This is a genomic window from Leptospira licerasiae serovar Varillal str. VAR 010, from assembly GCF_000244755.1.
In the GTDB taxonomy this organism is placed as follows: Bacteria; Spirochaetota; Leptospiria; order Leptospirales; family Leptospiraceae; genus Leptospira_B; species Leptospira_B licerasiae.
In genome coordinates, this window is record NZ_AHOO02000012.1 from 142,217 (window position 1) to 156,281 (window position 14,065).

Annotated in this window: 14 protein-coding genes and 1 riboswitch; all 14 genes read left to right on the plus strand. The window is 40.3% G+C overall.

Translation table 11 applies throughout. From position 1 onward, the window contains the following. Positions 1-2: 2 nt before the first annotated feature. Complete coding sequence (locus LEP1GSC185_RS15525) at positions 3-524, plus strand: hypothetical protein (protein ID WP_008590464.1); 522 nt, start codon at positions 3-5, stop codon at positions 522-524. 292 nt (positions 525-816) lie between these two features. Then, positions 817-2,604 carry an alginate export family protein gene (locus LEP1GSC185_RS15530; RefSeq protein ID WP_008597122.1) on the plus strand — a complete coding sequence of 596 codons (1,788 nt, stop codon included), beginning with the start codon at positions 817-819 and terminating at the stop codon, positions 2,602-2,604. Positions 2,605-3,069: 465 nt separating this feature from the next. Next, positions 3,070-3,930, plus strand: coding sequence for an SDR family NAD(P)-dependent oxidoreductase (locus LEP1GSC185_RS15535; RefSeq protein ID WP_175284903.1), 861 nt, complete (start codon positions 3,070-3,072; stop codon positions 3,928-3,930). Between the two features lie 119 nt (positions 3,931-4,049). Then, positions 4,050-4,233, plus strand: a riboswitch (cobalamin riboswitch). Positions 4,234-4,371: 138 nt separating this feature from the next. Continuing rightward, positions 4,372-4,554 carry a CbtB domain-containing protein gene (locus tag LEP1GSC185_RS15540; RefSeq protein WP_008590003.1) on the plus strand — a complete coding sequence of 61 codons (183 nt, stop codon included), beginning with the start codon at positions 4,372-4,374 and terminating at the stop codon, positions 4,552-4,554. Continuing rightward, positions 4,545-5,360, plus strand: coding sequence for a CbtA family protein (locus LEP1GSC185_RS15545; RefSeq protein ID WP_008589708.1), 816 nt, complete (start codon positions 4,545-4,547; stop codon positions 5,358-5,360). The genes LEP1GSC185_RS15540 and LEP1GSC185_RS15545 overlap by 10 nt, the downstream gene beginning before the upstream one ends. Beyond that, positions 5,357-6,547: a CbiX/SirB N-terminal domain-containing protein gene (locus LEP1GSC185_RS15550; protein ID WP_008591144.1), complete on the plus strand. Its 1,191-nt coding sequence runs from the start codon at positions 5,357-5,359 to the stop codon at positions 6,545-6,547. The genes LEP1GSC185_RS15545 and LEP1GSC185_RS15550 overlap by 4 nt, the downstream gene beginning before the upstream one ends. 9 nt (positions 6,548-6,556) lie before the next feature. Continuing rightward, entirely contained in the window at positions 6,557-6,931 is a 375-nt protein-coding gene (locus LEP1GSC185_RS15555) for a DUF3209 family protein (RefSeq protein WP_008591745.1), read from the plus strand. An 8-nt stretch (positions 6,932-6,939) separates the two neighbouring features. Beyond that, positions 6,940-7,692 carry an FAD-dependent oxidoreductase gene (locus tag LEP1GSC185_RS15560; protein WP_008590918.1) on the plus strand — a complete coding sequence of 251 codons (753 nt, stop codon included), beginning with the start codon at positions 6,940-6,942 and terminating at the stop codon, positions 7,690-7,692. A 6-nt stretch (positions 7,693-7,698) separates the two neighbouring features. Beyond that, entirely contained in the window at positions 7,699-8,805 is a 1,107-nt protein-coding gene (locus LEP1GSC185_RS15565) for a cobalt-precorrin-5B (C(1))-methyltransferase (RefSeq protein ID WP_008591079.1), read from the plus strand. Beyond that, positions 8,806-9,474 carry a precorrin-8X methylmutase gene (locus tag LEP1GSC185_RS15570; protein WP_008589844.1) on the plus strand — a complete coding sequence of 223 codons (669 nt, stop codon included), beginning with the start codon at positions 8,806-8,808 and terminating at the stop codon, positions 9,472-9,474. It abuts the gene before it with no gap. Next, positions 9,471-10,697, plus strand: a complete 1,227-nt coding sequence (locus LEP1GSC185_RS15575) for a bifunctional cobalt-precorrin-7 (C(5))-methyltransferase/cobalt-precorrin-6B (C(15))-methyltransferase (RefSeq protein WP_008590708.1) — start codon at positions 9,471-9,473, stop codon at positions 10,695-10,697. Before LEP1GSC185_RS15570 ends, LEP1GSC185_RS15575 begins: the two co-directional genes overlap by 4 nt. 8 nt (positions 10,698-10,705) lie before the next feature. Next, the gene (gene cobI, locus LEP1GSC185_RS15580) at positions 10,706-11,473 is read left to right on the plus strand and encodes a precorrin-2 C(20)-methyltransferase (protein WP_008589586.1); all 768 of its coding nucleotides are present in this window, start codon (positions 10,706-10,708) and stop codon (positions 11,471-11,473) included. Next, positions 11,460-12,614 (plus strand): cobalt-precorrin 5A hydrolase, encoded by a 1,155-nt coding sequence (locus LEP1GSC185_RS15585; RefSeq protein WP_008590336.1) that lies wholly within the window; start codon positions 11,460-11,462, stop codon positions 12,612-12,614. Before cobI ends, LEP1GSC185_RS15585 begins: the two co-directional genes overlap by 14 nt. Beyond that, positions 12,611-14,059 carry a precorrin-3B C(17)-methyltransferase gene (gene cobJ, locus LEP1GSC185_RS15590; RefSeq protein ID WP_008591024.1) on the plus strand — a complete coding sequence of 483 codons (1,449 nt, stop codon included), beginning with the start codon at positions 12,611-12,613 and terminating at the stop codon, positions 14,057-14,059. The genes LEP1GSC185_RS15585 and cobJ overlap by 4 nt, the downstream gene beginning before the upstream one ends. Positions 14,060-14,065: the final 6 nt, after the last annotated feature.

Genomic DNA, 14,065 nt, shown 5'->3' on the forward strand with positions numbered 1-14,065 from the left:
AAATGAAAGAGAAGAACGAGCATGAAATTTTGTTTTTTTTCTATTCCCAAGCCGATTTTTTAGAGGAAGTCTGGGCGGAATACAAAAGATCCCCCGCAAAACTTTCCTGCCTAAATCTTGTGAATTGGATCTTTGCAGCTTTTCCCATTTACGAAGATATTTCGAAACTTCTCCCTTCAGTGATCTCAAAAACAAAACTAGCTTCCGAGAACGGGACCGATCCTGATTTTTCTTATGAATTGAAAAAGGTGGATATAAACGTAAAAACTCCGAGCGAACTCGTATCGATCTATAAAAGAGTCTCCGAAAGCAAACAGACGGATAAGAAGAAGTCCATTCAAAACAGTAAATATTTCTGGAATCTTCAAAAAGAAATCCAAGAAGGAAGAAAAGGACCCTTGTTAGTGTCATTGGAAGAAACCGCCAAAAGTATAATTCGCTTCAATAACGAACTCGAACTGGAATTGATCGAACATTACGGATTCAATTTCCGTAAAAAACTGAACATAGACATTGTCTCCTGATAAGCAAATATTGTGCCATTTTTAAAATATTTATTAAAATAACAAAACTGCTATCGGATTCGTTTCCTTTTCAAAGCTGTAGAAGTTACTACAAAAAGAATTTCCCTAGAAAATGTATATAAAATCTACACTACGCACATATTCGTAGCGTACAAAAAAGAATACATTCGAATCAAGTTCAAACAAATCAACCTCTCACGTCAAAAAATTCAATATCTCCATATTTTTCATACATTGGCATAATAATTGCTATAGACTTTAGAAAGATACTTTTACTGTGGGTCGCTCCTGGATGAACACTATCCTGAAACCAAAACTTAATTTTATACTTCTCTTAATAACTATCGTTATTAGTATAACTGCCTATTCGGAAGAGGAGCCGAATAAAAATACGAAAGAGACAACACAGAACTCCGCGCCCCTTCCTTTGGATACAAATAAGCCTGAAGTTGCCGATCCTAAAAGTAAGAAGCAAGAACCTAAATATAATTCTCCATGGAAGGGCAATATTCCGGTGGATCATCTTAGAACTCTTTTAGTCACCCCGGAGCAAATGAAGGATACCCAGAAATCGGATCTGTTTTGGCTGGATAATTTGAAATTGGGAGTTTCTATCCGCCCTAGATTCGAAGCGAGAGAAAATCCTGACTTCAACAAAAAGACAGACGACTACAGTTCCTTTGTAGGACAGAACACTCAACTTTGGTTTTTATTCGATCCCTCTCCCTATTATGCGATTAAAGTTACCATGCAAGATAGTAGACTTTGGGGAGGAAGCCAAACTCCTCAGAATGCCGGAAACTGGACTTATGGACTCAGCACCGGTGCCGGGACCACTTTAAGCCCGACTACTTCTAATAATACAAATATAAGGAACAACACGGACATTCGAGAAGCTTATATAGTATTCAAAAAAACTGATAAACTTCCCGTTTCTGTTCTTGCGGGCAGACAGGTATTCGCTTTCGGAGATCTTAAAATTGTTGGCCCTTTGAATTGGCTTCACACAGGCTTTGCGTTCGACGGAGTTAGGTTTGTACACGATTCTCAATGGTTTAGATCACACGTATTCGGAACCATCTTATCTAACCAATACGATGCACCCTACGGTTTGACTACGAGCAACGGAAGATCCAAAGGTTCTATTGATCAAGCTTACTTTTTCGGTGCTTACAATACGATCAAGTTCGGAGAAGAAGCTCATCTGGATCTATATGTGTTCGAAGTTTCCAAAAAATGGATCCCAAACTCTAATCCCACCGATTTCGAAAATCGTTTGAAACAAAGAGACGATCTATTGACCACAGGTTTTAGATTTACGAATAGGACGAATAATAACCTCTTACCTGCCGGAAAGATCTGGGACTGGACCATAGAATCCGCATGGCAGTCGGGAATGACCGGGGACAGAGTTAAAGCCGATTGGGATATTCTGGACCAAAGAGCAGCTAACGGTAAAAATATATATACTGAGAAGGTACAGTACGACACAAGACTTCTCTCTTTAGAAACCGGGATCAAGGTTAACGATTGGATCCGTTTAGGTTTAGGTTATACTTATGCATCTGGAGATCCTAATAGATCCGATTCAAAAGTAGGCACCTGGCAAAGTTTATTTCCACAAATCGCAGGCTCTTTTCCGAATTGGAATACTATGAACGGTCAATCTTTAATGGCCGGTTTTGAGAATATAAAGTCTTATTCCATCAGAGCAAATCTCAAAACTGAGTATGGAATGTTCGTATTTGCGATTTACGATACCCAGAAAGCAAATCTACAAGATGCTTGGTATAAGGTCTCCGGGGTTCCGAATACCGGAGCAAGCACGGAAAATTATTCCAACGATAAGTTCTCTTATGAGAATTCCAGATTAGGAAGAAGATTATTTTATCAGTATGATTTTACTTGGATCTATAATTATACCGAATCAGTTTCTATCTGGATGGGAATATCTCTGGTGAAAGCTAAAGAGGCAATTGGCAACGAAAGAACAAACCCGTTTGCCTCTAATCCTGAGAACAGGTATACGTTTGACGATACTTCTAAGTTCTTTTATCTCATGGTCTCCGCCTCTCTATAAGGCAATCCTTTCTAGAAGGGAGGCCTATAGTAACGGCCTCTCCTTTCTTTTTTAAAGAGCTTAACTTATTAGTAATGACTAGGATGTATTAGACAATAATTCAATACCCAATCGAGCTCAAAATGGTTCTATAATTTATTAACAATAGTTAAGACGAAAAACTTCCTTTTTGCTGAGCACAGTTTTCGCCGGGACCTTCCTTTCTTTTAACATGGAAGTATAACGGTCTCAATTTTTTCCAAACTTGGGATCTTCTTCCTTAGATTTTCCAGGAAAGGTATATTCTGCATTAAGGACCTTGGATCTCCCGTATTCAGTATCATAGGAGGGAAAAGGCAAGATTTGTTTTTGGACCAAAGCGTTTAAGATTTTGGAACAAGTTCTCGTATTCTTTATTTAAAAAGTCTCTAATTAGATTGAATAGTTTCCCAAAAAGGGAAATCTTGCCCGCATTGAAGAGAATTTATAAACATGTCATTCAGCAGATACAAAGGTAAAAAAGTATTTATAACGGGCGGTTCAGCAGGTATAGGAAAAGGGATCGCTATCGAATTGGCTAAGGCGGGAGCAAGTGTTATCGTTTCAGCCAGAGGAAAATCAAACTTAGAAAAAACTGTCCAAGAACTAAGGGCTGTAGGAACTCCAACCGCAATCTTCGGATTCGCAGTTTTAGACGTTTCGGACAAGAAAGCTTTGGAAAAAGAAGCTAAAAAGGTAATCCAAACTTTAGGGGGATTGGATCTTTTGATTTGTAGCAGCGGCTTCGCAAAAGCGGGTGAAGCTTCCGATCTAGACGAGGAAATTTACAGAAACCTAATGGATGTGAACTATTTCGGTCATGTAAACAGTGCACTCGCCTTTAACGATCATTTTGCAAAACAAAAAAGCGGAGAGATCGTATTTTTAGCCTCTACTTTGGCGTTCTTTTCTATCTACGGATATGGAGCTTATTCGGCCAGCAAATTTGCGATTGTCGGTTTTGCGCAAGGTTTTCGCCAAGAGATGATGCTTCATGGAGTAAAAGTGAAATTATTCCTTCCTCCCACAACGGACACTCCAGGTTTAGAAAAAGAAAACACCGACAAACCCGAATTGAGCAAAGAAATTGAAATGGGTTCTGCTTTAAATAAAGTGCATGCGATTGATTCAGTAGCGAAAGCGATATTAAAATGGATACCGAATAAAAAGTTCATCGGATACACAGGCTGGGATTCTTGGCTCCAATATTTTCTATTTAGACATTTTCCGGAATTTAGCATCAAACTTACCGATTCCGAATTAAAAGCGGCTCAATCCAGACTGGATAAGAAAAAACGACTCCAATAGAAGACACCTCTTTGAACTAGCCTGAATCTAAAGCTCCAAAGGTAGAGGCATAGTATAGAATTTTACTCGATAGAAAATAAAATACTATACAAAATCACTCACCTAAATAGATCCTGAAATCTCAGTCTATTTTTGTAGGAACATAGATGTCTTCATCTATGGGAAGACGGTGCAAATCCGTCACGGTACCCGCCGCTGTAAGAGGGACAAAAGGCACAAGATGTCACTGGGTGTAAAACCTGGGAAGACGTGCTGAGTAGGACGATCTCGAGTCAGAAAACGACCTTACAAAAATCCTGAAGCTACGTGATCCAGTCTCGGATGTAAGACCGGCCGTAACTAAATTAAAATTTTTTTACACATTCGATGCTTTGGCTCAATCTTTTGTGCCTTAGTATCGCATATATCTTGTTAGGTGAAGATCTCTTAGGAGGGATTTTTATGCGCTCGATTTCCGTTTCGAAGGATTTTTCCGGAGCCGGATCACGGCTTAGAGCTTTCGCTCTAGTTTTGGCAGGGTTTCTCGCTTTTTCTACGATCTATGTGGTCGGTTTGGAACCCATGGTGTATTTACATGATACTTTTCACGATATTAGGCATTCTACGGGATTTCCATGCCATTAAGATCCGGATTTTCTGATCTTTTACGAACGGGAATATTCTCCGGTCTGGCATCAGGTCTTGTTTTGGGAATTCTGGTTTGTGTTTGGAATCTTCCTCTCATCTCTGAAGCTGAGAAGTTTGAATCCAAATCTATATCAGATAATTTGAATACAGTCCATGGACATTCTCACTCTCATGGCCATGGAGACGTCAATTCTCAGTCAGAAGAGAAATCCGCTTCTTTTGAAAAAGTCGAGAAAGATAATTTTTGGCAAAAAAGAAATTTAGGAACATTCGCAGGTTCAGTTCTATTAGGCATTTCTTTCGGTATTTTAATTTCCCTCTGGATGGTAATCTTTCCTCCGGATGGTTTTTTTGAGAATCCTTCCCTTTCTAAAGCAATCGCACTAAGTATTTCATTTACAATAGGAGGATTTTTAATATTCTTCGGAATTCCATTTTTGGGCCTTCCTCCAGAATTACCGGGCAGGACTTCGGGCGTATACGACTATCCGGAAAGACAGGCATGGTGGTATCTTTGCGTTGGATCCAGTATTGTCGGCCTTTCGGTATCTCGATTCCTTCTAACATATTTAAATATCCATAATATTTTAAAATGGATATTGGCCGCAGTGACCGTTCTATTTTTTGTCGGAATTCCCTTTTATATTGGTGTACCTGAGATCTCGGAGGATTTTGCCGCTCCAAAAGAATTGAGGCTGCAATTCGAATATGTAACTTTCCTCACCAATCTGATCTTCTGGTTTCTATTATCTTCTCTATTTTTTCTATTCTTGAAACCGAAGAGGGCATTGGAATTCGAATGAAACCGAAAATTGCGGTTCTGGTATTAGGCCATGGCAGTAGGGAAGAAAATTCCAATTTGGAATTCGTTTCCTTGGTAGAAGCATACTCTATCTCCCGCCCTGATCTGAAAATTTCATATGCTTATGTGGAACTTGCAAAACCGGATCTGGAAACCGCTCTTAGAGACCTCAGTAAAGAATATTTAAATATTATAATATTTCCACTATTTTTGTATTCTTCCGGCCATATCAAAAACGATATCCCGATCGTTCTAGATAGAGTTAAATCGGAGTTCCCAGGCCATTCCTTTAAAATTGCGAACAGTTTAGGTATTCATTCTAAAATGATATCATTACTTAGAAAACGTACGGAAGAATTTTTACCTCTAAATAAAGAACAGTCCCATAAAACCGGAGTGATAGTTGTAAACAGAGGTTCTTCCGATCCGGATGCAAACGGAGATTTTTATAAGACTGTCCGTTTATTCCAGGAAGGAAATTATTTCTCCTTTGTTCTTCCTTGCTTTATAGGGATCGCTAACCCACTTCTATCAGATACTTTGGAGATGGCTTCCAAGTTGAGACCGGAAAAACTTTTAGTAGTCCCGTATTTTTTATTCGGAGGCAAGCTGATCCAAAAAATTTCCGCCTTGGTCCAAAACTTCTCCGAAAAATTTCCTTGGATCAAAACTGAACTATCCCCCTATCTGGGTCCTGATCCGGAACTATTATCCGTTATCGACGAAAGGATCCAAGATTCTATTTCGGGAAAATCCTCCCTTCCTTGCGACAACTGTGAATATAGAACGCAACTTCCTGGTCTTTCTAAAAAAGTAGGAGGATTAAAGGCGCTTCTTTGGAGCATTCGCCATTTGGAAACCCATAACCAAGCTGCTCCGCATCAATTCCCTCATCGTAATTTACAAAAACATATATTCGTTTGCGATAATATAGATTGTGCAGACAAGGGAAGCTCCGCGTTGGTCGCTCGGATGAGATCAATCCTAAAAGTAAGGGGAAGACATTTAGATTTCAAAATTTCTCGCTCTTCATGTATGGGAAGATGTGGAGAAGGCCCGGTTGTAGTAGTGTATCCCGACGGAGTTTGGTATCAAAAGGTAAATGTAGAAGATGCTGAGGATCTCGTTTCTGAACATCTGCTGCAGGATAAACTCGTTTCTCGTTTAATTGATAATATTATGCAATAGGAATATAGTATGGCATGTCATGAAATTGCAGCACTAAGATTAGGGATGATGAATATTCTTGGGATCAAGGACGAGTCCGTTATCCAACATGAAAAGAATGAAATAGGAACGGAAGCCCTTTCTTCGCCGGGACCGATCAGGTCTTTGACGAATGCGGGTAATTTCGATGATCTGATCCGATTTTTCGAAGCGAGTTTGGTTGAACTAGAGCAAAAAATCTCGGAAGTATCTTCAACAGATCCTAAATCGGGATATTACACTTCTCTTTTGATACTTACTAAAAAAGTAGAGTTAGATCTGAAAAATTCCGCTAAAGCATTCCAAACCTTATATTTGGATTTAGAAGAAATGCATGATTTCGTGCATGAGATCTACCCTTCTTAGGAGGAAAGTTGAACCGAAAATTTTTAAAACTAATTTATAAGGAAAACGTAAGTCTTTCTTCCGATATATACCATTTTAAAAGGTCAGATAACTCTCCATTAGAATTTGTAGGAGGACAATACGTTATCTTGAATGTTGGAAACGATACAGAAGGAAAAGTTATCAAAAGAGCTTATTCCATCTTATCTTCCGATTCCAAAACGGATTCATTCCAGATCTGTGTAAAACGGTTAGGAACCGGAAAAGCATCCAGTATTCTTCCTGAATTAAAATTAGGATCTGAGTTGGAATATTCAGGTCCTTGGGGTAAATTCGTAGGAGATCCAACCTGGCCTTCTTCCGGTTTTTCCTTAATTCTGGCAACAGACACGGGAATTACTTCTCTTACGGGACTTCTCCTTTCCAAAAAATTCTCAGGTAGATTAGACAGTACGACGGCAGTCTGGCTAAAAACAAAAGATGAAGATTTCCTTTCTGAAAGAGAATTAAGAAAGATCCTCTCGGGAATTTCCAATTTTCCGAATATATTCAGGATCCCTTCGATTTCAGATCCGAGCAGGGTATCCACAGTATTAGAAATTTTGAAATCGATCTTGGGAGATTGTACCGTTCCTGAGAACGCATTCCTAAGCGGAGATGGAAATATTTTAAGAGAAGTAAGATCCGAACTAGTTCGTTTAGGAACCTTAGAATCTAGGATAGGAACGGAAGCGTTCTTCAATACTCAGAAATATCCGTTGCCAGTAGTAAATATCGGATAATCTTAAATGGCAACCAAGGAGTTAAGAGAAGGATTTACTACGGGAGCCTGTTCCGCTGCAGCTGCAAAAGCTGCAACACGCGTTCTGGTCTTAGGCCAGACCATTACAGAAATTGAAACCACCCTCCCGAATAAAAGAAAAGTCACCTTCGAACTAAAACGTTGCGAGATTTCCGACGATAGCGCGGTTTGCAGTATTATAAAAGATGCAGGGGACGACCCTGATTGCACTCACGGTGCAGAGTTGACTGCAGTAGTAAAACTTAATCAAGAAAATAAGATCGTATTAAAGGGTGGAGAAGGAGTAGCGGTAGTCACTAAAGCAGGTCTAGGCTTAGAGATCGGAGAGCCTGCGATCAATCCGATCCCCAGAAAGAATATTACGGAAATGATATTGGAAGAGCTGATCGGTTCCACATTTTCAGGAGCAGAGGTCACTATCAGTGTTCCGGGCGGGCAAGAAATGGCTAAAAAAACGATGAACGAACGTTTAGGGCTCATCGGAGGCATTTCAATCTTAGGAACGACTGGTATCGTAAAACCGTATTCCACCGCGGCATATAAGGCAAGTGTAATACAAGCGATACAAGTCGCGAGAGAATATGGAGAACACTGTATCGTCTTAACCACAGGAGGGAAATCCGAAAAGTTTGCGATGGACCTTCTTCCTAACATCAACGAGATCGCTTTTATCCAAGTCGGCGACTTTATAGGAACCGGGATCAAGACGGCGATCAAAGAGGATATCCGTCATGTGATCATTGTTGGAATGATTGGAAAACTCTCCAAAATGGCTGATGGAGTCATGATGACTCACAGAGGAGGTTCTTCCGTTAATACAAAGATGCTTGCAAAAATTGCAAGAACTTTGGAAATCCCCGAGCCTGTCTGCTCGGACATAGAAGCAGCAAATACGGCAAGGCATGTATTAGATATCTGTAAAGAATCTGGACATTTTCACATCACCACTAGGATCTGCGAGATCGTTTCTGAGAATTGTTCGAGGCACGGATTAGGACTAAGAGTTTCGGCCTACATGGTCGATTTCGACGGAGCACTTTTAGGAAAATTCGAGGCTCCGGAAAACTGGGGAATTAAAGGAGAAGCGGAATAAATGAACGACATGCGGCAGATGACTTCCCTTGGAAGAGAAATCGAAAATAATTCTTTTGCGATCATAGACGAAGAAGCGGGAAACCATTTCCATCCGCCGGACGATTGGGAAGTTGTCAGAAGGATCATACATGCCACTGCAGATTTTGAATATAGAGATCTAACAAAGATCCATGAGAATGCGATCCAAGGCGGAATCAAAGCATTAAAGAAAGGTTGTGCGATTATATGTGATGTGCAGATGATCATCGCCGGTTTAAACAGCGATCGTTTGGATACTTATGGTTGCAAAACTTATACCTTCATAAGTGACCGGGAAATAATCCAGAAAGCAAAGGAAAATAATTCCACAAGAGCAATTGAGTCCATGCGAAAGGCTTCTAATTTAGGACTTTTGAATGGAAGCGTAATCGCGATCGGAAATGCGCCTACAGCTCTATTGGAGATCGTAAGACTAGTAAAAGAAGAAGGAGTCCGCCCTTCCCTTGTGATCGGAGTTCCGGTTGGATTTGTTTCAGCGGCAGAATCTAAAGAAGCTTTATTGGACATCAAATTCCAATCAGAATATTCCATCCCTTACATACTTACTCGAGGAAGAAAAGGCGGAAGCACAATCGCTGTTTCCATTATACATGCTCTTCTACTCCTTTCAACGGAGAAAAAATATTGAAAGCTGTTACAGTCATAGGGATCGGAGACGACGGTTGTGTCGGACTATCCAGCAAGGCAATGGGTGCGGTTGCAAGGGCAAGGATCCTTGCAGGAGGAGAAAGACATTTGGACTTCTTTCCTCAATTTGATGGAGAAAGGATCATCATTAAAAGTGACGTTGTTCGTACTGCGGAGAAAATCGCAGAACTTTCAGCGGAGCATACGATATGTGTACTTGCTTCCGGAGATCCTTTGTTTTTTGGGATCGGAAATCTGATCTTAAAAAAAGTGGGAAAAGATCATGTAGAATTTATACCTGCTCCAAGTTCCGTTCAAAACGCTTTTTCTAAGATAGGGGTAAAATGGGACGACTCGTCCTTTCTCTCATTGCATGGAAGACCGATCGAAGGATTCATTACAAAATTACAAAGCATATCCAAGATAGCCTGTCTCACCGACGAGGTAAACTCCCCTTCCAAGATAGCAAAGCATCTATTAGATTATTCTGAAATAGATTGGAAGGCGTTCGTTTGTGAAAATCTGGGAGGAAAGAACGAGAAGGTCCGCGAATTCGAACTGGAAACTTTAGCGAATACTCCTGACATTTCCGACCTAAACGTACTTATTCTACTTAGAAAAGATCAAAATTGGAAACCTTCTCCGCTTCTTCCCTTTTTAGGAGAAGACGAATATGCGAAACGTCTTCCCAAGAAAGGACTTATTACAAAAAAAGAAGTCAGAATTCTTTCGCTCTCTTCATTGGAGATCCGACCGAATTCGGTAGTCTGGGACATCGGAGCAGGCTCCGGAGCCGTTTCTATAGAAGCTGCAAGAATTGCCAAAGAGGGAAAAGTTTACGCTATAGAAGTAGATCCGGAAGGAATAGAGATCTGCCGACAAAATATCTTCTCCCATAAAACAGATAATGTTTTCTTAATACACGGAAAAGCTCCTCAGGCGCTAATCGATCTACCATTACCAAACTGTGTATTTATCGGAGGTTCTAAAGGGAATATGAAAGAGATCATAGAACTTTCTTGGGAAAAATTAAGATCCGACGGATGTTTAGTGGCAAATGCAATCACCCTGGACAATGTTTCCGAGGCTTACAAAACATTCAGAGAATTGGGTCTAACTCCGGAAGTAAGTCTGATCAATATATCCAGAGGACAAAAACTCGCCGATTACCTCAGATACGAGGCGTTAAATCCGATCCATATATTTAAAATAAGGAAATCGTAATACTTTTTATGAATGTTAAAACTAAATTCGGAAAATTATTCGGCGTCGGAGTTGGTCCAGGCGCAACGGATCTAATTACTCTCAGAGCGGTCCATGTTCTGAACACCGTTCCCGTATTAGCTATTCCAAAAAGCAGCGAATCACTTCCTTCATTTTCCTGGAGAGTATGCTCCCCCATTGTGCAGGAAAATGAATCTCAGGAGAAATTGTTCCTACATTTCCCGATGACCAAAGATCCGAATGTCCTAATCCCGGCTTGGGATAAAGCATTCAAAGAAATAGGAATAAGATTAGAAAAAGGTTTAGATGTCGCCTTCATCACGCAAGGAGACCCTTCTGTGTATAGCTCTTGGAGTTATTTATTAGATGAAGCGCCGGAAAGATGGCCGGGCATAGAGATCGAAATTGTTCCGGCGGTCTCTTCCATTACAGCTATTCCCGCGAGTTTGCTTACTCCTCTTGCAGACGGGAGAGAAAGATTCTGCGTTCTTCCGGCAACCTATGGATTGGAAGATCTGGAAAAACTCATCCAAGATTTCGATACGATTGTTCTGACTAAAGTAGGACAAGTCGTTCCCGAATTAATAAATATATTAAAAAAACAAAATATTTTAGAAAATGCAACTTATGTTTCCTATGGAACGACCGACCGCCAAAGGATAGTAAAAGATATTGAGTCGATCAAGAACGAAAGTTGCGATTATTTTTCTATGGTTGTAATTTCCATCCGAAAAAGAAAAGGCGTCTTAAGAGGTATCTCGGATGATTCTGAGTAGAAAACCCTACGCAATATACGTAATCACCAAACACGGTCTTAAAACGGGGATAGAGTTACTTTATTCTATAGGTGAAGCAGAGCTATTCGTTTCTCCTAAATTCATTTCGGAAGCCCCGGAGGGATCCAAACTATTAAACCTTCCGATGGAACCTACTCTGAGAGAAACTTTTACGGAATACGATTGCCATATTTTTGTGATTAGCGTTGGCGCGGTAGTTAGGATGATTTCTCCACTTTTGGTCAGCAAAAAAACAGATCCAGCAGTTCTCTGCATAGACGACCAAGCAAAATTCACCGTTTGCCTGCTGTCCGGCCATGTAGGAAGAGGTAATTTTTTTACTCAGAGAATTTCAGATCTCTTAGGAAATATTCCGGTCATCACAACTGCATCCGATGTTTCCGGTACTTTGACTGTGGATATTTTAGGAAGAGAACTGGGCTGGAGTTTGGACGATCATGATAGAAACGTAACTAAGGCATGCGCCGCCGTAGTGAACGAGACTAAAGTTTTGTTCGTGCAAGAGACTGGCGAGCCGAACTTTTGGCCTTTGGAAAAAGATCTTCCCAAAGGTGTGGAATATTCTCTCAACTTGGAGAACGTCGTTCCGGAAAATTATGAGATCATATTGATCGCAAGCGATAGGACCGACATCAAAACAAAAACTCCGGAAGTATATTCAAATTCAGTGATATATAGACCTAAGTCCCTAATTTTAGGATTAGGGTGCGACAAAGGGATTCCAATAGAAGTAGTAGAGAATGGGATATTAAAAGTATTAAAAGAATACGATCTTTCTCTTGAAAGCGTAAAAGGGATCGCAAGCGTAGATGCTAAAAAAGAAGAGCCTGCTTTTTTGGAAATTTCCCAAAAATATGGATGGGAATTCATAACCTTCTCTCCCGAAAAATTAGATCATGTCGAAGGAATTTCAGAAATCTCTAAAGCAGCTTCCGAATATGTAGGCACACGCTCCGTAAGCGAGGCGGCTGCACTTCTTCTGTCCGGATCGGATAGATTGCTCGTTACTAAGCAGAAATACAAAGAAACGGAAGGCGGCAAAAATCTCACAGTAGCAATTGCAAGAATACAATTTGCAGCAAGGCCGCAAATTTACTCGGCAAACCTGGAGAAAGTATGAAAGGAAAATTGAATATTGTGGGTATAGGTCCGGGAAACGATTTACATATTACTCCCGCCGCATTATCCGCAATAAAAGAAGCGGATTCTATAATAGGATACACAACTTACATCAATTTGGTGAAACATCATTTGAGCGGAAAACAAGTCACTCGCACAGGAATGACTGAAGAGATAACTCGTGCTCAAACTGCTGTGGAATCCGCGAAATCCGGACAAACCGTAACATTGATCTCTTCAGGAGACGCAGGTGTTTACGGAATGGCAGGTCTCGTATTCGAAGTTTTAAGGAATACCGGTTGGAAAAAAGGAGACTCTCCCGAGATTAGAATGATCCCAGGCATTAGCGCAGATAGTTCTTGCGGTTCTCTTGTAGGAGCTCCAATGGTCCACGATTCAGCCAGGATCTCTCTCTCCGATCTTTTAACTCCTTGGACTGTGATCGAGAACCGTATCGAGTCTGCGGCAAAGGGAGACTTTGTGATCAATCTATATAATCCTGCTTCCGGGAGAAGACAAAGGCAAATCGTGGAAGCTGCTCGTATCATCAAAAAATACAGGACCGGAACTACTCCAGTTGCACTCGTCAAGAGCGCATATCGTAGACAGGAGAATATCCAATTTTCCGATTTGGATCATTTTCTGGAATTTGAGATCGGAATGAATACTACAGTTATCATAGGGTCTTCTCAATCGTTTGTTTATGAAGGATTTTTTGTAACCCCAAGAGGATACGGAAACAAATACTCTTTGGAAGACGGCTCTTTAAAGCCGGGGCAAAACAGAGCGGTCTCTCTCAGAACGGAAAACGATCTTGCTAGCAGGATTCCAGAAGAATTACCTTCTCCTAATTTAAATATTACTAAAATACAAGGTGCATTCGTAAAAACGAGCACGACCTTTTACGAACAAGAAACAGAAGAAGTCCATATAGAGGATTCTTCTGTGGAAACCGCTTTAAAGGCGTTACAATTCTTAGAGATTGCTCCTCGAAAAAAGGAAGGAAAGATCGAGGAATTCAAGTCGGAAGAAAAAATCCATTATTTAGGGCGCATAGGCGGAGCTATTCTTTATAAAAATGAAGAAGACTACTATCTGATAGGAAAATTAAAACGACCTACTGAAATGGAAACTTTCGGTTTTTATGATCTGACAGAGCAAGATCAAAAATTGACAAAGCTAAAAATTAAAGACCGTAAAATCGTTTTGCAGAACCGTTTTGATATTTTAATCACATTCGTTTCAAAAGCTTCTCCTCAGGAAGTTTATGACCTATTTTCCATTTATAGAAATTCATCCATTAGCGAAAGACTCTGGAATTATGTTTTAGAAAATAGTCGAACTATTTTGTCCGAAAATAATACGTACGCGGATGCAAGATGGCTCGGGCATTCTCCCAAACAAGTTTGGTCTTCCTTTAGAGACAGTATTTTAAAATGCGATTGAGGGAAT